This is a genomic window from Okeanomitos corallinicola TIOX110, from assembly GCF_038050375.1.
Lineage (GTDB): Bacteria > Cyanobacteriota > Cyanobacteriia > Cyanobacteriales > Nostocaceae > Okeanomitos > Okeanomitos corallinicola.
The window spans coordinates 2,195,914-2,216,034 of the sequence record NZ_CP150886.1 but is presented as its reverse complement, the minus strand read 5'-3'; the positions used below and the strand labels follow the sequence as shown (position 1 = coordinate 2,216,034).

Genomic DNA, 20,121 nt, shown 5'->3' with positions numbered 1-20,121 from the left:
CACAAGGTTGATACCATTGTAGGAATTGTAAAATAGAAACAGTAACAAAATCCTCACCACAACAAATGACATCAAACCTGTTAAAACATCCACCCCTTAATGCACCCAAAATACACCATCTATCCAACGGTTTAACCATCATTGCCGAACAAATGCCAGTAGAAGCCGTTAACCTGAATGTATGGGTAAACATCGGTTCTGCTGTCGAGTCAGATGATATTAATGGCATGGCTCATTTTTTAGAACATATAGTATTTAAAGGTACTGAAAAATTAGCAAGTGGTGAATTTGAACGTCGGATAGAAGAAAAAGGTGCAGTCACTAACGCCGCAACTAGCCAAGATTACACACATTTTTATATTACAACCGCACCTCAAAACTTTGCAGAACTAGCACCATTACAAATAGATGTAGTTTGTAATCCTCGCATTCCCCATGATGCTTTTGAAAAAGAAAGATTAGTAGTTTTAGAAGAAATTAGACGTTCAGAAGATAACCCCAGACGGCGCATTTCTCGACACACAATGGAAACCGCTTTTGATGTTTTACCCTATCGTCGTCCGATACTTGGTCCCCAAGAAGTAATTTCCCAAGTTACACCCCAACAAATGCGAGATTTTCATCAAACTTGGTATCAACCATCTTCCATAACTGCGGTAGCTGTGGGTAATTTACCAACGGAAGAATTAATAGAAATTATAGCTAAAGAATTTGATCGAAACAGTCAACAATCAACAGTTGAAAAGCCAGAATTAATAATTAATTCAGAACCTGCATTTACAGAAATTATCCGTCAGGAATTCATTGATGAAAGTCTCCAACAAGCCAGGTTAATAATGCTATGGCGAGTCCCCGGTTTAATGGAATTAAATGACACCTATGCTTTAGACGTAATAGCAGGAATTTTAGGACATGGACGCACATCTAGATTAGTCCATGACTTACGGGAAGAAAAAGGACTTGTTTCTTCAATTTCTGTGAGTAATAGCAATTATCAACTGCAAGGAGTATTTTCTATTTCCGCTAAATGTGAAGTGGAAAACTTAGCAGCAGTAGAAACAGCAATCATTGAACATTTGCAAAAACTACAAACCGAATTAGTCCAAGAATCAGAAATTAACCGAGTACAAAAAAGGGTGGCAAATCGGTTTATATTTGGCAATGAAACACCAAGTAATCGCTCTAACTTGTATGGTTATTATCAATCTTTAATAGGAGATTTAGAACCAGCATTCAACTATCCCCAATACATCCAAAAACAAAACAAAAATGATTTAATGCAAGCTGTACAAAAATATCTTTCACCCACAGCTTATGGTGTAGTTGTAGTTAAACCAGCTTAGTTATTAGTTATCGGTAATTAGCAACTAATCTTTGGTAATATATTGTTGAATGATTTTTATTCCTAGTCTCTGACTGGGAATATTATCAAAACTGACAACTGACAAATAAAAAACTATGCTTTGGCAAGAAATAGATGATCATATTAGCCAAGTAACAGGGAAAGAATTTCAATCTTCCCAACATTCATCAGTAGGTGGTGGATGTATTAACCAAGGTTATCGAATTAGTGATGGAAAAATCACCTATTTTGTTAAACTCAACAAAGTAAACCAAGGTGAAATGTTTGCAGCAGAAATGCTGGGTTTACAACAAATGTATCAAACCAAAACTATCCGCATTCCTAAACCTTTATGTTGGGGAACTACAGATAACTCTAGTTATATAGTTTTAGAATGGCTAGAAATGAATGGTGGTAATAATAAATCTTGGCAACAAATGGGACGTAATTTAGCAGCAATGCACAAAACCATTAGTAACCAAGGTTTTGGTTGGGATCTGAATAATACCATCGGTTCTACACCGCAAATTAACACTTGGAAATCTGATTGGATAGAATTTTATACAGAACATCGTTTAGGTTATCAATTCCAATTAGCAAGAAGAAAAGGAGGACGTTTTCCTTTAGAAGATAAATTAATAGATTCCATCCCCAAATTATTAGCAAACCATCAAGTTGAACCTGCATTAGTACATGGTGATTTATGGGGAGGAAATGCCGGATTTACTGTTGATGGTGAACCAGTGATTTTTGATCCTGCTACTTATTATGGAGACAGGGAAGTTGATATTGCTATGACAGAATTATTTGGTGGATTTCCCGCAACTTTTTATCAAGGGTATGTAGAAATATTTCCTTTAGAACAAGGTTATGAAAACAGAAAAACACTTTATAATTTATATCATATTTTAAATCATTTTAACTTATTTGGTGGTGGTTATGCTTCCCAAGCAAATGTGATGATTGAGCAAATTCTGAGAAATCTGTGAATTTAGATTTATAAAATATCCCTGAGTTCTTAATTTGAATTTGAAATTAATTTATGAATTAAAAATGTGAAATACTATCAACTAGAAACCAACGTTTTACCCAATAATTACCTCAATGACTTGTGGGGAGAAATTCACGCAAGTCCTTATTTTGCCATCAATAATCTCAACCGTGATTTTATCAATACTAAAGGATTTTCTGTAGTTTTTAAAAGGGATGGATTAAACCAAGTCGAAGAAAAATTTCCCTTTTTCAAACCTTATTTAGATTTAGCCCTAAAACCTAATTGTAATGCTTTTTATCTCAATCCCCTGTTATTAAAAGAAGGTTCTCGTGTTGATCCACACATAGATCGTTCTTTACGTTCCTATTGTAAAACAATTGAACCACCAAACCTTGTTAGTGTTCTTTATGTACGAGTACCGGAAAATATGGAAGGGGGAGAATTAGTTTTAAAATCTACTAAACGTCAAATTGGACAAATTAAACCCCAAAGCAATACCTTAGTTTACTTTCAAGGTGATTTAACCCATTCTGTTAATGCTGTGAAAACGCCTGGATATCGTTTAAGTCTAGTTTGTGAACAGTATAATTTAATAGATGATGAATTAGAAGATATTCCCATATTTACCCTAGAATCAAGGGCTAGTCAATTACAAAATAGAAAACGAAGATATGGCTATTAAGATATGGCTATTAGATATTATCAAAAGATTGCATAATACCATTAATAAAAACCATGCTGCTAAATAATCGTTATCAAGTCATCCGCACTTTGGGATCTGGTGGATTTGGTGAAACCTTTCTCGCACAAGATACCAATATGCCATCACAGCGTCTCTGTGTGGTAAAACAACTCAAACCAATTCATAATAATCCCCAAGTTTATCAAATTGTTCAAGAAAGATTCCAACGAGAAGCAGCAATTTTAGAAACCCTTGGTAGTGCATCTAATCAAATTCCGGCTTTATACGCTTACTTTTCTACTGGGGGAGAATTTTATTTAGTCCAGGAGTGGATAGAAGGTGATACTTTAACAGCAAAAATGCAAAAGCAGGGATTATTTACTGAAAGAGAAATTGAGGAATTATTACTTAATATCTTACCTGTTTTAGAGTATGTTCATTCTCAAAAAATAGTTCACAGAGATATTAAACCAGATAACATTATTATTCGTAACCATGATAAAAAACCAGTATTAATTGATTTTGGTGCAGTGCGGGAATCAATGACAACTGTATTAAATTCCCAAGGACATCCTACCAGTTCAATTGTTATTGGTACTCCTGGTTTTATGTCCAGTGAACAAGCAGCAGGAAGACCAGTTTATTCTAGTGATTTATATAGTTTAGGTTTAACAGCAATTTATTTATTAACTGGTAAACCACCTCAAACACTAGAAACAGATCCGCAAACTGGGGAAATAATTTGGCGACATTTTGCCAGTCATGTTAATCCTATCTTAGCAGGAGTAATTGATAAAGCTATTACTTATCATCCTAGAGATCGTTTTGCTTCTGCTAGAGAAATGTTGATTGCTTTGCAAAATCAATATCATCTTATTTCCACTATCCAAAATCAAGAAATTCCCCCCACACAACAGCCAACTGTACCATCAACTATTAATAATTTTGCTAAACCAGTTATAAATAATAAATCCAAAAATATCATAATTGGTAGTTTGATTATTAGTGGTTTAACTGGTGCTTCTATTATTACACAAATAATTAATAAATCCTTAGAAACTGTCAAAGAAGCAGAAATATCAATTTCTACTAAAAGAACAAATCCCACCAATGAACAACAAGAAATATCTTCAGAGTACAAAATATCTAAGTCTATTGTTAGGAATACACCCACAACCATAAACAAATCTGAAATTAAAACACCCAGTGTTCAAGAAATAAAAACCACAAATAACGGAAATAATTATTTTTGGCTTTCACAAAGACGAGTTACAGAAGCAGATTTAGCAGGTAAAAGTGGTTATGAATTAGATATTATGCGAAATACAATTTTTGCAGTTCATGGACGCAGATTTAATATTTCTGATTTACAAGAATATTTTAATCAACAGTCTTGGTATAATCCCCGTTATTCACCTCAAGCATTTCCTATTAATTTGTTGTCAAAAATAGAAATCAAAAATGCAGAATTTATTAATCAATATCAAAATAGATATAATTTGAGGCATTTTAAAGAATAGGGTTAACAACTGAGAATTTAGTCGGGGTTTAGCATTTATCAACGCCTATAGGAGTCAAAATGTGGTATAAAATGTTTATAATTGCTAGAAATGAAGGAAAATTTTACCTAAATCAGCAAAAAAGTAAACAAACGTAAACTCTTATGACTCAGACATTAGTAAATAATCGCTATCAGGTGTTGCGTGTATTGGGTAGTGGAGGATTTGGCAAAACATTCTTAGCTGAAGATACCCAAATGCCTTCTAGTAAACGCTGTGTGGTAAAACAACTCATCCCAGTGGTGAATAATCCCCAGGTATACCAACTGGTACAGCAAAGGTTTCAGCAGGAAGCGGCCATTTTAGAAGAATTAGGCGATCGCAACCCCCAAATACCCCGGTTATATGCTTATTTTTCTGAAGGTGGAGAATTTTATTTAGTTCAAGAATATATTGAAGGTCAAACTTTAAGCGAAAAATTAAAACAGCAAGGGGTTTTCAAGGAAAATTCTGTTCAAGAAATTGTCATCAATATCCTGCAAATTCTTGAATATGTCCACGGTAAAGGTATAGTTCATCGAGACATTAAACCCGATAATATCATTTTAAGTTTTGCTGACAACAAACCAGTATTAATTGATTTTGGTGCTGTCAAAGTTACCATGAACACAGAAATGAGTCCTTCTGGAAATCCTACTCAGTCTATTGTGATTGGTACACCGGGATTTATGCCGATGGAACAAACAGTAGGAAGACCTGTATTTTCCAGTGATTTGTATAGTTTAGGTTTAACAGCAATTTATTTATTAACTGGAAAAACACCTCAAGAATTACCCACAGATCCAAATACAGGTAATATTTTATGGCGAAATTTTGCACCTTATTTAAATGTTAATTTTGGGTATATTTTAGATAAAGCTATTGCTTATCATCCACGCGATCGCTATTCATCTGCTAGAGAAATGTTGATAGCTTTACAAACTCTTTCAAATCCTGTTGCACCCACTGTACCTTTTCAACGATCTACACCGACAGTTATTGCTGCACCTTCTCCTTCATCACCTCAAAATACAATTTCTGTAAGTCCAAGTAATTACGAAAAAAATTCTCATCAAAGTAATAAAAACATTGCTAAAAGCGGAATACTTATTCCTAGTCTAATCGCTAGTAGTTTGATTGGTATTTCTATTATTATTGGGTTTTCTCTGAATAAACAGCCCCAAATAGTGACTGAAAAAATAGATTCAAAATCTCAAGTTTCATCTTCACAACCTATAAATACTCCATCACCAATTTCATCAACTAAACCAACAGAACCAGCCATTATTTCATCAACAGGAAATCAGCCTATTTCTTTAGGTTGGATGAGACTAGGTGCTGTTAATAATACTTCAGATAATCTTACTATTGGAGAACCACTAATTTATACCAAGCAACCTGTAACTATTTCTCCTGCTATTGTTCCTAAAATTGGTGATAAAGTAACAGTTATTAATGCCGTAAATTTGCGTATTAACCGACCACAATCACCTGATTATAAACTACCGGATAAAAAAGGTGTAGTTCTAGTTGGTCAACAATTAGTTATTGTTAATATATCTTCTTTTGTTGATCCTTCTTCCTCTTCTCCATATACAGTAGTATGGGCTGAAGTAGGTTTACAAAGTTAAATTATTGATTAAAATGCTTACAAAATAGAATATTCAGCTTTTTATATCTATTAATATTCCCATATTTGGTGATGATCCAGCTTATGGTAAAAGCAGAACAATGTTTCCAGAAATGTCTAAATTTGTTTTTGACGAAGTGAGAAAATAAAACAGTTAGTGCAAAATCCTACATCACCAGGAAACATCCCGTAGTTATATCGTCAAAGTATCTGATATACATTGGGAATGATTTCACGTGTAACGTTTCATGACAACAAAACTGTTAAACAACCGCTATCAAGTTATCAAGGTACTCGGTGCAGGTGGGTTTGGGGAAACATCCCTCGCAGAAGACATCCATCTTCCTTCCCGTCGTTGCTTTGTCATTAAAGAACTTAAACCTATTAACCACGATCCAGCAACTTCTCAACTTGTCCAACAACGGTTTGAAAGAGAAGCCGCTATTTTGGAGAATTTGGGAGAAACTAGCGATCAAATCCCCAAACTTTACGCCTATTTCCCCGAAAATGGTAAATTTTACCTAGTGCAAGAATGGATTGAAGGACAAACCCTCAGTAGCATTATTGAATCAAAAGGTAAACTCAGTGAAGCGGTAGTTAAAGAAATTCTGTTAAGTTTGCTGTCCGTCTTAGATTATGTCCACAGCAAAGGTATCATTCATCGAGATATCAAACCAGATAATATCATTCTCAGATCCCAAGATAATAAACCAGTTTTAATTGATTTCGGTGCAGTCAAAGAAACCATCCGTACAGTCGTTAATCCTGCGGGAAATGCCGTACAATCAATTGTTATCGGGACTCCGGGTTATATGCCCAGTGAGCAAGCTATCGGCCGTCCAGTGTATGCTACAGATATCTATAGTTTAGGTTTAACTGCCATTTATTTACTGACCGGTCAGTCACCCCAGGAATTAGAAACTCACCCCCAAACCGGACAAATACAGTGGCAACAATACGCTGCTGGGATATCTCCAGAAATGGTACAGATACTTACACAAGCCATTGAACCACGTCCTGGCGATCGCTACACCACAGCCAGTAAAATGCTTTATGCTTTAAAATCTGCTCATAACCTGAGTAGTAAAACCAGCATATCTTCCCATGCTAATACCGCCACCATTAGCCTCGCTCCTCCCCCCGCATACTCATCAGCCACAACTCCCATTATCAGAGAAATTCCCAATCCTGGCAAACCACAAAAACCCTTTGTCATCATTGGTAGCGTCATTGTTGGTGGTTTAGTCGGTGCAGTAGCAGTTTCTAGTTTAATTCGTTCCCCACAAAATCCAAACTCAGTACCTACCAACTCCAGCATTACTAGAGAAAATAATACTTCTGCAACACCAACAGATTCTCCAGAAATACCCGAAACTTCCCTAACACCACAAACTCAACCAACTCTCTCTAATCCACAGCAAATTCAACCAGTTAATTCTAATCCTTCATCAGAGAATAACTCTTCCCAAACATTTACACCACCAATCAGAAATGAAGCCATAACTCCCAGCAATTCTGCCACCATTACACCTACATTTGAACCAGAAACACAACCACGAGAAACGACACCACAAGTAGTTGAAGATTCAAATCAAGAGAAGAAACCTCAAAAGAAAGACAAGGGTAAAAAAAAAGAAAAAATAAAAGAAACCGAAAATAACTTATCTGATTCATTAAGTTCTAATCAAACTGGATTGAATGTGCCAGCATTTCCCACAGGTACATCCAGAAGCAGTGTAGAAGCAAATCTAGGAAAACCCAGAAAAGACTTGAGAGGATTATGGCCTAACACTCGTGCAGTTATATATGAAATAGTACCGAAGCAAATTGATTTAGGCTACCTATTTGACCGTGATACTGGTAGATTAAGACAAACAGAAGTAGGATTTGCTGGTAATGTTGATCCTCAATTAATGCAAACAACTTTAAATGGTTTATTAGCCGGACAAGCTACCGCAGAAATTCAACAAGGACTGCAACAAATTCAGCAACGTCAAACAGATAATTTTACCTTTAAAAAAGGTGGAGTCAAAGGTCAAATAATTCGCCAAAATTGTGGTTCAATTTACATTAGTGTTTGGGAAGCAGATTTACATGATTTTGTTGATCCTAAAACGGCTAACAAATGTTAAATGAATTGAACAATTACCTATAAAATACACTCAATTTTTTGTCTGAATCAGGATAACCAGGATTTGAGGATTTTCAGGATGTTATTTGATGATTGTTGGTTATGCTTTAAAGATTTTTTTGTCTGAATCAGGATAACCAGGATTTGAGGATTTTCAGGATGTTATTTAATGATTGTTGGTTATGCTTTAAAGATTTTTTTGTCTGAATCAGGATAACCAGGATTTGAGGATTTTCAGGATGTTATTTAATGATGGTTGGTTATTGTACAAGGTATAAAGGAATGAACCACGTTCACCGAAGGTGTTCCCGAAGGGTAGGTACGAAGAAACGAAGGTAAGATGTTTTAGAGAGATTTAACAATTTCGTCCTGTACATCCTCAAATCCTGGACATCCTGATTCAGACAAAATAAAAATTCTGAAAATCTAGATCAATCCTCAAAAACCATCCTGAAAATGCCACATCAAAAAATCTGCGTTCATCCGCGTTTATCTGCGTTCCTATCCTGAAAATCTTTAGATACTGGTGATATTTAGAATATCTACAATCATATAGTTCTTAATTTCGTAATACTGATGTTTTATTTCTCTGCGTCTCTGCGTGATATACCTTAATAATTCTTAACCCCATTTTTCCCCAAAAATCCCAAAAAAGTTTCAACACCCTTTTTTCCCCCTAAATTATTGAGAATACTTGCGAATGACTCAACGTATTTTCAAGGGTCTTGACTTCTGGGAGGGTTATGTTATGATGATTTTTAAAATAATCCAAGGGAGAAGTATATCCTAAAACCTAAATTACCAATAATTAATTATTAAAATACTGTAACTATACACAAGCAAGAAATTTAATCTTAACCCAATAAATTTTACAGAACATAGAATAATTTCTAAACACTTATTAGGGCAAGCTAAACGAATAGCTCACCCTAAACAATTCATAATTACGAATTACGTTCGCGTAGCGTGCCGGAGGCACTATTACGAATTAATTACTTGATGTTTACAGTACCACCAGCTTCGGTAATGCGCTTCTTGATGTCTTCAGCAACATCTTTAGCAACACCTTCTTTAATAGCTTTAGGAGCAGATTCTACTAAGTCCTTAGCTTCTTTTAGACCCAAACCAGTGATTTCACGTACAATCTTGAGAACTGCAATCTTCTTATCAGCAGGTACAGAATCAAGAATTGCATCAAATTCGGTCTTCTCTTCCACAGCTTCAGCCGCAGCACCAGCACCAGGAGCAGCCATCATCATCATACCGCCAGCAGGAGCAGCAGCACTTACACCAAAAGCTTCTTCAATTTGCTTAACTAATTCAGAAGCTTCCAACAAGGTCAAAGATTTTAATTGTTCTAAAATTTGTTCGGTTGCAGCAGACATTGATATAACTCCTAAAGAATTTTGAATTTTTGTCATTAGTCATTAGTTGTGACTAATAGCATTCAACTAATGAAAAAGTTTTATTCACCAGTAGTTTCAGAACTACCATCTTTCTCAGCGACAGCTTGAACAGCACGAGCCAAAGAACTGGGAACTTCGTTGATACCCACAGCAACTTTGGTAGCCAAGGCGTTAATAGCTCCAGCAATTTGTGCCATAAGTTCTTCTTTAGATGGCAAGTCACCTAATGCCTTGACATCTGTATCTTTCAACAACCGCCCTTCCATCACACCACCGCGAAGTTCTGTCTTCTTGGTGGCTTTTTGGAATTCTTGGTACGCTTTAATTGCTGATAAATCTTCTTTAACTAGCAAAAAGGCAGAAGCACCTTTTAGCAGTTCTGACATTGGCTGCCATTGCTCATCTTCCTGAATAGCAATATTCATAAAGGTGTTTTTAGTCACCTTACAAACAGTACCACTAGGACGCAAACGCCTTCTCAAGTCAGTGATTTCAGCAACTGTTAGACCTTGGTAATCAATTACCAGTGCCAAAGTTGACTCACTTAAAGTCTCTTTGAGGTCAGCTACTATCTCTTTTTTGTTTTCTAACGTTCTACCCATACTTACTTCACCTCCAAGGGTAAATATTCAGTTATCAGCTGTCAGTTATCACTGTTAACTGTTAACTAACGTGCCGAAAACAACAAACCCCAGCAATTTTTGCCGGGGTCTCACAGTAGTATTTTTAATGCTGTAGTCGCTATCTTTTAGTTAAGCAAACTTCAGTCATTTAAAATTACAACCTCGGCAGGATATTTAAGCTGTTAGCACCTGCTGTCTCCGGCTTTGCTTATTTAATTTTGGTGATTGGTTTTTGGCCATTGGTTCATAATTCACCAATTACCTATTCCCTATTACACAATTATGCAACGTCAGTTATTTTTAAATCTCTGAGGGCGTTGATATCAACTTTGATTGCAGGCCCCATTGTAGCAGAAACGTAGATTGTACGCCAATAACGACCTTTAGCACCTGAAGGACGGTTACGGTCAATTGTCTCTTGCAAAGCTTTGAGGTTGACTAACAAATCTTCAGGGGAGAAAGACGCTTTTCCAAACATCACATGAACTATACCAGTCCGATCAGCACGGAATTCTAGTTTACCTGCTTTGAATTCTGCGATCGCACTAGCAACATCAAATGTTACTGTACCACCTTTGGGTGATGGCATCAAGCCACGGGGACCTAATAATTTACCTAATTTTGCTACCTGTGGCATCATGTCAGGGGTAGCAATTAGTTTATCAAAGTCCATCATGCCTTTCTGGATATCATTAATCAGTTCTTCAGAACCAGCGATATCAGCACCAGCATTACTTGCTTCTGTGACTTTTTCACCTCTAGCAATAACTGCTACTCGCACTGTTTGCCCCGTGCCTTTGGGCAGTGCTACTGTTGTCCGTAGCTGTTGGTCTGTGTACTTAGGATCAATTCCTAGTCTAATATGCGCTTCCGCAGCTTCTGAAAACTTAGCAGTTGCTGTCTCTTTCAAAAGTGACAACGCATCTAAGGGTGCGTAGTCTCTCTCTTCTACTTTTTCTAGCAACGCCTGTAAGCGTTTTGATACTTTCTTACCCATTCTTTTCTCCTGGGGTCATCTCGAAGTTTTTCACCTCTCCCCCGATAATTGATTTTTTCTGAGTTCAGCTATTGAGTTGTCATTGGCCTTTTGCTAATGACTAATAACTAATCTGTAATTGTTACACCCATATTTCTTGCTGTTCCTCCCACAATGTTCATCGCTGCTTCGATGTCATTGGCATTCAGGTCAGGAAGTTTTGTTTGGGCGATTTCTCGCAACTGTGCTTTGGTAATGCTACCAACTTTATTTTTGTTGGGTTCATTAGAACCTCTTTCAATTTTCGCTGCCTTGCGAATTAACACTGATGCTGGGGGTGTTTTAAGTACAAAGGTAAAACTCCGGTCTTCAAATACCGAAATTTCTACTGGTATAACCATGCCAGCTTGGTCTGCTGTCTTGGCATTGTACTCTTTACAGAACATCATGATGTTAACACCATGTTGACCTAAAGCGGGCCCTACTGGTGGTGCTGGGTTGGCTTTTCCAGCATTCAACGCCAGCTTAATGACCGCTACTACTTTCTTCGCCATTTAGATTTAGCTCTGTTTTTCTACCTGATTAAATTCCAATTCTACTGGTGTATCTCGTCCGAAAATCGAGAGTAGAGCTTTTAGTTTACTCCGTTCTGGCGAAACTTCAATCACTTCACCCTCAAAATCCTTAAACGGACCAGAAAGAACTATTATTTTATCACCTGTAGCCATATCAATTTTGACTACTGGCTCTTGTTCTGTCGTTTGTTTGAATATACGTTCTACTTCTGAGTGACTCAAAGGTACTGGCTTCACGTGACCACGACCACGGCCGCTACCACGCTTCTGCTCTGCGCCTACAAAGTTTATCACATGGGTAGTGTTTCTCACTACTTGCCATGTATCATCACTCATTATCATCCGTACTAGCACATATCCAGGAAAAACTTTTTCCTCTGCTGGCTGACGTTTACCATCTTTACGGAGTTTAACCGTTGGTGTGTGGGGAATTTCCACGGCGATGATTTGGTCAGCTACATCGAAAGTTTGGATGCGCTGCTCTAAATTTGTTTTGACACGCTTTTCACAGCCAGAGGCTACTTGCACGGCATACCAGCGTGATTCTTTCTGCGCTGTTCCCAGTGCTTCCTCTGAGTGTAAAGCATCTCGTGGTTCGTCTGTTGCAGAATTCATCAGAATACCTGTTTCGCTGCCCAAGCAAACAATCCATCTACCAAATAAATCAAAGATGCGGAGAGTGTCACCATTAATAAAACAGCAGCTGATTCGCTCACCAACTGCTTCCGACTAGGCCAAACAACTTTGTCAAGTTCTTCTTTTGAGCCTTGGAAGAAGTTGTTTAAGCTAAACCCATTTCCGGTTGCTGGAATTTCTGCTTCATTTTTTTTGGCCACTGTCGTTGTCCCCCCGTTTCTTACATAGCTTTACCTTGTTATTTTGCACCAAGGTTTACAGTTTTGACCAATTTGATGTCTACAAGAAAGCTACCAGTAAAAAATAATAAACCCGAAATAATTGACGCTGACTGCTGCTTTGGCAACTGCGCTATTGCTTCGGGCTATATTTTTTGCTTTTCAGCGCGCCCTGGAGGACTTGAACCCCCGACATCAGGTTTTGGAGACCTGCGTTCTACCAACTGAACTAAGAGCGCACAAGCTATCCTTGCTTTAGGGATTGTGCTGAACTTTTGCTAGTCTAACACAACTTTCTCCATAATAACTTAATTTTTTTTTAAAATCAAGTTAGCGGCATCTGCCGCTTATAGCTTGGGGTTGCTGCTCTTTTTTTTAGCACAGTTGCGATTACAAAGGGCGGTCAAACCGTTGTTTAATCCGGGTCGCTTTACCAGATAGATTTCTGAGATAGTAAAGTTTAGCCCGTCTTACCTTACCTCGACGCACAATTTTGATGTTGTCAATGCGGGGTGAATGTAATAAAAACACTCGCTCAACACCGACACCTTGGAAAACTTTGCGAACTGTAATTGTTTCGTTAATGCCGCCGTTACGTTTACTGATCACTACGCCTTCATAGGGTTGGACGCGGTATTTTGTCCCTTCTTTGATTTTTACCCCCACTTTGACTGTATCGCCTACATAAATTTGGGGTAGGTCGGACTTTAAATGTTCCGCTTCAATAGAGCGGATTATCTCTTGCACGTTCATATTTTTGCAATTTTCTGGAAAAAAACTCACAATCAATAATCATAAATCCATAACTGCCTGAGAGTCTATAAGATTTGAAAATTTTTGTTCTGATCCTGTATGTAAAGTGTTATAAGTAACACAGTATTTTTTTGCAAGTCAATTAAACCGGAATAATCGGGCAAAAAAATATATCTATTTATCCTTACTATGCCAAAACTTTATCTTTTTAACTGATTAAATTAATGTTGATCTAAATCCAGGATTGAAATATATTTCTTCAGAAATAAAATAAAGATTTTCATATCATCTAAACTTGAGCGAAAATCTGACTGTTGAGAATTTAAAAAGTATGGAAGAGTAATATGGAATAAACTTTGATAACAGAATCAAAAGTATATTGGATAACATAAAAATTACAGATTTGGAATCACTAATATAGCGACAAGCTATAAAAATCTGAATTTATTAGATATTAAATATACTATTTTGGTTTTTCTGTTTTTATTTCTACATTGAACAACTGATTGCAAAAAAATATTTTTAACAAAAGATGCGAATTATACACATACTGAATCATATTCAGGAAATAGGTAATGGTATCGTGAATGTGTCTGTTGATCTAGCTTGTTTACAGTCTAAATCTGGTTATGATGTTGCAGTAATTTCATCTGGTGGTGAATATGAACAATTACTCAGTAAATTTGGTGTTAAACACTACAGATTAAACCAAGAACGCCAGTTCATTAATATCATTAAGGCAGCGATAAATTATCGAAAGATTATCCAAGAATTCCAACCAGATATTGTTCATGCTCACATGATGACGGGAATAGTTTTAGCACGTACACTAAAAATCAAGAACAAATATAAGGTAATTTCTACTGTACATAATGAATTCCAACGAGCTAGTGTATTGATGGGTTTGGCAGATAGGGTAATTGCAGTTAGTGAAGCTGTGAAAAATTCAATGATAGAACGTGGTATACCAGAGAATAAATTATGTGTGGTCAGAAATGGAACATTAGGAAGTCCACGCACTAGAAATATTACTGATTATCAACCCTTAAAATTAGAACATCCAGCGATCGCCACTGTAGCAGGAATGTATAAACGAAAAGGAGTTACTGAGTTAATCACTGCCTTTGAAAAAATTGCTGGAGAATTTCCCACAGCACATCTTTATTTAGTAGGAAATGGTCCTGATAAAGAGCTATTTATAGAACAAGCAAAATCAACTTCTGTCGCTGATCGAATTCACTTTGAAGGGTTTCAACCAGAACCACAACAATATCTTTTAGGTTGTGATATTTTCGTCCTTGCTTCTCACCGTGATCCATGTCCTTTGGTAATTTCTGAAGCGAGGGAAGCTGGTGCTGCTATTGTTGCTACCCAGGTAGATGGCATTCCAGAAGCTTTAGATTATGGCAAAGCTGGGGTTTTAGTTCCTAGTCACAATAGTCAAGCTTTAGCTGAAGCATTAAAAGATTTATTGAGTAATTCAGATATTTTACAAAAATGGAAATATAACGCTCAGGAAAATTTAGCAGAATTAAATGTTGCTCGTGTAAATAGGGAAGTTTTATCAATTTATCACGATTTATTCAATTAGGAATAATTTAGCTTGCCAATAATTTAGGAACAAGAAAAAAGATTTTATATCTATTTTTTCAATGTTCCTAATTACGTTTACTCTATTAGGCATTATAATTATGCCTTTGTGAAATTTTTCTTCCAAATACGTAATCTAATCACTACAGGTTTTGCCCAATTCCCACCAACAACATCATGGAGGAGAGTATAAAAGCAGGGGATAATAAAGAGAGTTAGTAATGTTGCTAAAGACAAACCGGAAAATACCACAACACCTAAAGGTTGTAAAAGTTCTGAACCTTCTCCAATACCTAAAGCTAGGGGAAACATCCCTAAGACTGTAGTAATTGTTGTCATTAGAATAGGACGCAAACGCTGAGGTGCTGCTTTCAAAATAGCGGTACGACGGTCAACTTTTTCTTTTTCCCGAATTTGATTAGCTAATTCCACCATAATAATAGCGTTATTAACTACAATACCTACCAATAAAACAGCGCCAACAATGACAGTTGCACCAACAGCAGTTTCTGTGATGTAAAGACCAAAAATACCGCCGGCTAAAGCTAGGGGAATAGTAAATATAATCACTAGCGGATCAACCAATGAATTGTATTGTACTGCCATGACTACAAATACTAAAAATATCGCTAAACCCCCCAATGTTTGGAGAGATTTTTGGATTTGTTGATTTGATGCTGCTGTGGTACTAGGTAAAAGACTCACACCTTCAGGAAAGTCCACATCTTCCAGGACTTGATTAACTTCTGCAAAGGCCTGACTTAAACTTGCTCCCTCAGCTAAACTACCAGCAATTAGATATACTTGTCGCTGGTTAATACGTTGAATTTCTCCTGGTGCTTTACCTTCAGCAATTTTTGCCACATCACTTAAACGAACTTGTTGATTTCCTTCTACAAATAAAGGTAATCTTTCTAGTTGGGAGACTGTTTGTACTGAAGCATCATTTAATTCAACTCTGACATCTACTAAACGATTATTTCTTTGGATTTGGGTGGGTACACTTCCCGTAATTGCTGTTTGAATCGTATCACCGATTTCTTTGGTATTTAAACCTAAATTTGCGACCCTTTCCCAGTCAGGTAAAATTTGTATTTCTGGTTGACGCGGATCAGCATCAGGACGAAATCTGAGTGAGGTAACTTTCTCGTCTAAAGTTGCTAATAAATCCTGTCCTGCTTGTTCTAAAGTATTAGTGTCATTCCCTTGTAACATGATGTCCACATCAGCACCCCGGATGGGTGAGTTACTAAGAATTAAACCCCTGACTCTTCCAGGACTTAAACGTAGACGAATATCTACTAGGTTGAGTTGATTAAATTCCTGAGTGACACGCTCAACAAAAGCATCTATGTCTGTGTTTGGTTTCAGGGTAATGGTGCTAGAACTCCGCAAGGAATTGGCTGTACTATTACTACCAAATAAAAAGCCACCAATGGTAGAAAAGGCATATTCTGTTTCTGGTTGTTGCAGCAGGATTTTATCTACAACCTGCATAACTTTTTGGTTTGTTTCTAAGGGTGTTCCTGGAGGGAATTGTGCAAATAAACTAACTTGTCCAGTATTTATTTGGGGCAAAATTTCTTGGGTCAGTTGAGGGGATATCCACCAACTACCACCACCAAAAAAGGCGATCGCAATTACAATTGTTAATAACCGCCAACTTAATATTCCTGATAAAAAGTTGCTGTATAATTTAGTGGCTGCATCGAAACGACGGTTAAATGCCCGAAAAAACCAGGTGTCATTTAATGAACTGGAAATTGGTAAAGCTAATAGCCGTGATGTCAGCGTAGGAACAACGGTAACGGCAATTAAAATTGATGCTGCTACTGAAAAACTAATGGTGAGAATTAATTCGTTAAATATTAGGGAAATAAAACCACCAATTAGCAAAAATGGTAATACTGCTACCAAGTTTGTACTTGTGGAAGCTAGTAATGCTGATTCAACTTCCTGACTACTTTCTGCTGCTTGTTCAATAACTATTGATGTTGATAGTTTTGATGACTGATTTTGTCGTTTTTTTCTATTAATTCCCTCGGCAATATTTTCTAGCATGACGATGGAATTATCAACTACTATTCCTACACCCAAAGCTAAACCACCTAAGCTAAAAATATTTAGGGATAAGCCAAAAAATCCCATGAGAATAATAGCTGTTAATGATGCTAAGGGAATGGCTAGAACGATAATTAAAGTTTGGCGAATAGAACCGAGAAACAATAAAACTGCTATTGCTGCTAAACCAGAACCAATTAAACCAGAAGTAGTAACATTCGCTAGGGAATTGCGAATAAATATTGATTCATCTAAGGTAGGAGTCAGAATTGATGCGGCAGGAATTACTCCAGCTTGTTGTAGTTCCTGCAAACGTTTCTTAACTGCATCTACAACGCTGACAGTATTAGCATCTGGCTGTTTTTGAATACTAACTTTTACGGCTTGTTCACCATTCAATAAAACATATACTCTTTGTTGTTCTGAACCATCAATGACTTGAGCAAAGTCACGTAAATAAACACGGTTTTTGATATTAGAATTAGGAGTGGAAACTTCAAAGGAAATATCATTAATTTCTTGGGCATTTTTGAACCGTCCAACTGTCCTGGTTAATGGTTCAGAATTTGCACCTAAAAGTCTACCACCGGATATATCTTGGTTGCGCGCTTGTAGTTCGTTTAAGACATCAGTTAAACCAACTCCCAGGGATTGGAGACGATCTAAATCAATATTGACTCTAACTTCTTCTTGTACTCCTCCTGATACATCTACCACGGCAACTCCTGGGACAACATTTAATTCACGAGCTAATTCTTCTTCGGCAAAAACTCGTAAATCAACATCTTTTAAACTAGGTGAAGTGATAGCAAATTCATAAACCGGTAATTGAGAAGGATCAAATTTGAATAACCGTGGTTCTTCGATAGTATCTGGTAATCTGTTTCTGGCTCGGTTTAAGGTTGCTGTAGCATCATTTAAGGCTTGATCAATATCTCCTCCTGGTTGAAAGTACAAATCTAAACTAATTCTGCCTTCACGGGTTTGGGAAAAAACTTGAATTACTCCTTCTGTGGCTGAAAAAGATTCTTCTAATTGTTTGGTGATTTCATCAACTGCTACTTCTGGGGAAATTCCTGGTGCTTCTATTCGCAACCCAATCCGGGGATAGGTAATTGATGGTAGTAAATCTACAGGTAAACGAATAATGAAAAATACACCAATGACAATTACAGCCAAGGTCAGCATTAAAGTACCAATATGCTGACGAATTGAAATGTTGCTAATACTAAATCCGTTGTTTTTTGTTTGCATTTTTAATACTCAAAAATCTTCAAGTCAATTATTTTAATCCTTCTTGATCTGTGTTTATTTACTGTCAACTTTCTTTTCTGACAAAATTGATAATTTGACAGTTTCACCGTCTTTTAATGATTTACTACTACGGACAATATAACGTTCTCCTGGTTGTAACCCTGAGAGGATTTCAACTTTATCATCAGCTTTTTTCCCTAATGTTACAGACCGTTCTTGCACTGTGGTTTTACCACCCTGTTCTTGAACTATAAAGATTTTGCCAGTGTTCATTTCTGTTTGGGTTTCTCTGGCTTTACTGTTAATTGCTGCCTCTGATACCACTACTCGCTCTGGTGTTTCGGTAGTAAAGTTGACTCTTGCTAGTAGTCCACTACCAATTTTTCCCCCACTGTTGGGAATGACTACTTCTACGGGTATTAAACGGGCTATAGGATCTGCTGTGGGAGAAATACGCGCTACTCTCCCAATGATGTTTTGATCTGGGAAGGCATCTAAACGCACTTGTACAGATTGCCCTACTTGAATTTTGCCTAGTTCTAATTCGGAAACTTGAACAATAACTTTAATTCTGCTCAAGTCAGCAATTTTGATGACTTCGTTTCCTGGTTGTAGGAGATTACCAGGTTCTGTGATTTTTTCTGCGACTACTCCAGTGATGGGGGAGATTAAACGGGAGTAGGAAAGTCGTTCTTTTGCTGCTTTAACTATTGCTTGTTGAGCAAAGACTCTTCCTTGGGCTGCCTCTACAGCTTGTTTTTCGGTTCTAACTCGTTCGATGGTTGCTTGTAGAGCTTTTTGGCTGGTTTGGGCTGTGGTTTTGGCTTGTTGGGCGGTTTGTTCGGAGATTGCTCCTTCTTTGAAGAGTTTTTGCTGTCTTTGGGAGTCTGATTGTGCTTGCAGTAGTTCTAGTCTGGCTTTTTCTACTTCTGCTTGAGCGTTGCTAACTTGGGTTTTTGCTCTGGCTACTTCCGATTGACTTGTGGCTTTTTCCGCTTCTGCTTGTTGTAGTGATGTTTGTAATAACACATCATCTAACTGACTGATGACTTGTCCTCGTTTGACGGTATCACCGATGTCTAGGTTTAAGGCGATTAATCTTCCTTCTACTTGCGATCGCACGGAAACAGTCCGAAATGGTGTGGTGTTACCGATGTAATCTGCTGGGTTTGTTAATGCTTTGGTACGAGCGATCGCTACGTCTACAGCAGTTACACTATTACCCGGATTTCTGCCACCAGGTCTTCTAGATTGTGCTTCGGCTGATTCTTTTGGTAATGAACCACAACTGGCTGTTAGTAGCGCTATTAGCACTATAGGAAACATCAATAATCTATGACTGTTTATGACTGGTTTAGAAACTTTAGGAGTTGATTTTTTCACCAGTTTTTGGAATTTTTTTTGGTCAAAAACCATGAATTATGCTCCATTTGGGTAGTATTTGCACTTAGACAGCCTGTAATTGGCAATTAATTAGCAATGTATATAAATAGCGGAGAATATTTCTGAAAATTCAGCTATTTATTGATTTCAAATTACTTTTTCTTCTAAAAAAACTGACAGAATTTTCATTAATGGGTGTAATAATTTCTGACAGGACAGTTTTAAAAATTATAAAGTTAGTATAAAGATTTTGCCACCAAATGGTAATAGGTAAATAGTCATGATTTATGGCAGCAACCACAAAAAGCTACCATCCCTCACAAAAATGT

General features: G+C 37.0%; 16 protein-coding genes, 1 tRNA gene and 1 other annotated feature. Of the genes, 7 read left to right on the top strand and 10 right to left on the bottom strand.

Annotated features, from left to right (window positions below; all coding sequences use genetic code 11):
- The first annotated feature begins 65 nt into the window (after positions 1-65).
- The 6 genes from WJM97_RS09635 (at position 66) to WJM97_RS09610 (ending at position 8,318) form a co-directional block, all read left to right on the top strand.
- Positions 66-1,343, top strand: coding sequence for a pitrilysin family protein (locus tag WJM97_RS09635; protein ID WP_353932817.1), 1,278 nt, complete (start codon positions 66-68; stop codon positions 1,341-1,343).
- A gap of 115 nt (positions 1,344-1,458) precedes the next feature.
- The gene (locus WJM97_RS09630) at positions 1,459-2,331 is read left to right on the top strand and encodes a fructosamine kinase family protein (RefSeq protein WP_353932816.1); all 873 of its coding nucleotides are present in this window, start codon (positions 1,459-1,461) and stop codon (positions 2,329-2,331) included.
- Positions 2,332-2,397: 66 nt separating this feature from the next.
- Positions 2,398-3,018, top strand: a complete 621-nt coding sequence (locus WJM97_RS09625; RefSeq protein WP_353932815.1) for a 2OG-Fe(II) oxygenase — start codon at positions 2,398-2,400, stop codon at positions 3,016-3,018.
- 44 nt (positions 3,019-3,062) lie between these two features.
- Positions 3,063-4,538 (top strand): YARHG domain-containing protein, encoded by a 1,476-nt coding sequence (locus tag WJM97_RS09620; protein WP_353933138.1) that lies wholly within the window; start codon positions 3,063-3,065, stop codon positions 4,536-4,538.
- Between the two features lie 143 nt (positions 4,539-4,681).
- A complete protein-coding gene (locus tag WJM97_RS09615; protein ID WP_353932814.1) occupies positions 4,682-6,187 on the top strand; it encodes a serine/threonine-protein kinase in 1,506 nt (501 codons plus the stop codon).
- Positions 6,188-6,434: 247 nt separating this feature from the next.
- Entirely contained in the window at positions 6,435-8,318 is a 1,884-nt protein-coding gene (locus WJM97_RS09610) for a serine/threonine-protein kinase (RefSeq protein ID WP_353932813.1), read from the top strand.
- A 991-nt stretch (positions 8,319-9,309) separates the two neighbouring features.
- Here the strand turns inward: WJM97_RS09610 and rplL are convergent.
- The 8 genes from rplL to rplS all read right to left on the bottom strand — a co-directional run bounded on the left by rplL (position 9,310) and on the right by rplS (position 13,504).
- A complete protein-coding gene (gene rplL / locus WJM97_RS09605) occupies positions 9,310-9,702 on the bottom strand; it encodes a 50S ribosomal protein L7/L12 (protein ID WP_353933137.1) in 393 nt (130 codons plus the stop codon).
- Positions 9,703-9,782: 80 nt separating this feature from the next.
- The gene (gene rplJ, locus WJM97_RS09600; RefSeq protein ID WP_353932812.1) at positions 9,783-10,325 is read right to left on the bottom strand and encodes a 50S ribosomal protein L10; all 543 of its coding nucleotides are present in this window, start codon (positions 10,323-10,325) and stop codon (positions 9,783-9,785) included.
- A gap of 72 nt (positions 10,326-10,397) precedes the next feature.
- Positions 10,398-10,566 (bottom strand) — a sequence feature (ribosomal protein L10 leader region).
- A 60-nt stretch (positions 10,567-10,626) separates the two neighbouring features.
- Positions 10,627-11,343 carry a 50S ribosomal protein L1 gene (gene rplA / locus WJM97_RS09595; protein WP_353932811.1) on the bottom strand — a complete coding sequence of 239 codons (717 nt, stop codon included), beginning with the start codon at positions 11,341-11,343 and terminating at the stop codon, positions 10,627-10,629.
- 107 nt (positions 11,344-11,450) lie between these two features.
- Positions 11,451-11,876 carry a 50S ribosomal protein L11 gene (gene rplK, locus WJM97_RS09590; protein ID WP_353932810.1) on the bottom strand — a complete coding sequence of 142 codons (426 nt, stop codon included), beginning with the start codon at positions 11,874-11,876 and terminating at the stop codon, positions 11,451-11,453.
- A 6-nt stretch (positions 11,877-11,882) separates the two neighbouring features.
- Positions 11,883-12,512 carry a transcription termination/antitermination protein NusG gene (gene nusG, locus WJM97_RS09585; RefSeq protein WP_353932809.1) on the bottom strand — a complete coding sequence of 210 codons (630 nt, stop codon included), beginning with the start codon at positions 12,510-12,512 and terminating at the stop codon, positions 11,883-11,885.
- Complete coding sequence (gene secE, locus WJM97_RS09580) at positions 12,512-12,733, bottom strand: preprotein translocase subunit SecE (protein ID WP_353932808.1); 222 nt, start codon at positions 12,731-12,733, stop codon at positions 12,512-12,514. The genes nusG and secE overlap by 1 nt, the downstream gene beginning before the upstream one ends.
- Before the next feature lie 184 nt (positions 12,734-12,917).
- A tRNA-Trp gene (locus WJM97_RS09575) sits at positions 12,918-12,990 on the bottom strand.
- A 151-nt stretch (positions 12,991-13,141) separates the two neighbouring features.
- Positions 13,142-13,504, bottom strand: a complete 363-nt coding sequence (rplS, locus tag WJM97_RS09570; RefSeq protein ID WP_353932807.1) for a 50S ribosomal protein L19 — start codon at positions 13,502-13,504, stop codon at positions 13,142-13,144.
- Between the two features lie 532 nt (positions 13,505-14,036).
- Here rplS and WJM97_RS09565 point away from each other — a divergent pair.
- A complete protein-coding gene (locus WJM97_RS09565; RefSeq protein ID WP_353932806.1) occupies positions 14,037-15,095 on the top strand; it encodes a glycosyltransferase family 4 protein in 1,059 nt (352 codons plus the stop codon).
- Between the two features lie 98 nt (positions 15,096-15,193).
- Here WJM97_RS09565 and WJM97_RS09560 read toward each other — a convergent pair whose 3' ends face one another.
- Together WJM97_RS09560 and WJM97_RS09555 are read right to left on the bottom strand one after the other, a co-directional pair.
- A complete protein-coding gene (locus tag WJM97_RS09560; RefSeq protein WP_353932805.1) occupies positions 15,194-18,409 on the bottom strand; it encodes an efflux RND transporter permease subunit in 3,216 nt (1,071 codons plus the stop codon).
- Positions 18,410-18,463: 54 nt separating this feature from the next.
- Positions 18,464-19,825 (bottom strand): efflux RND transporter periplasmic adaptor subunit, encoded by a 1,362-nt coding sequence (locus WJM97_RS09555; protein WP_353932804.1) that lies wholly within the window; start codon positions 19,823-19,825, stop codon positions 18,464-18,466.
- Positions 19,826-20,121: the final 296 nt, after the last annotated feature.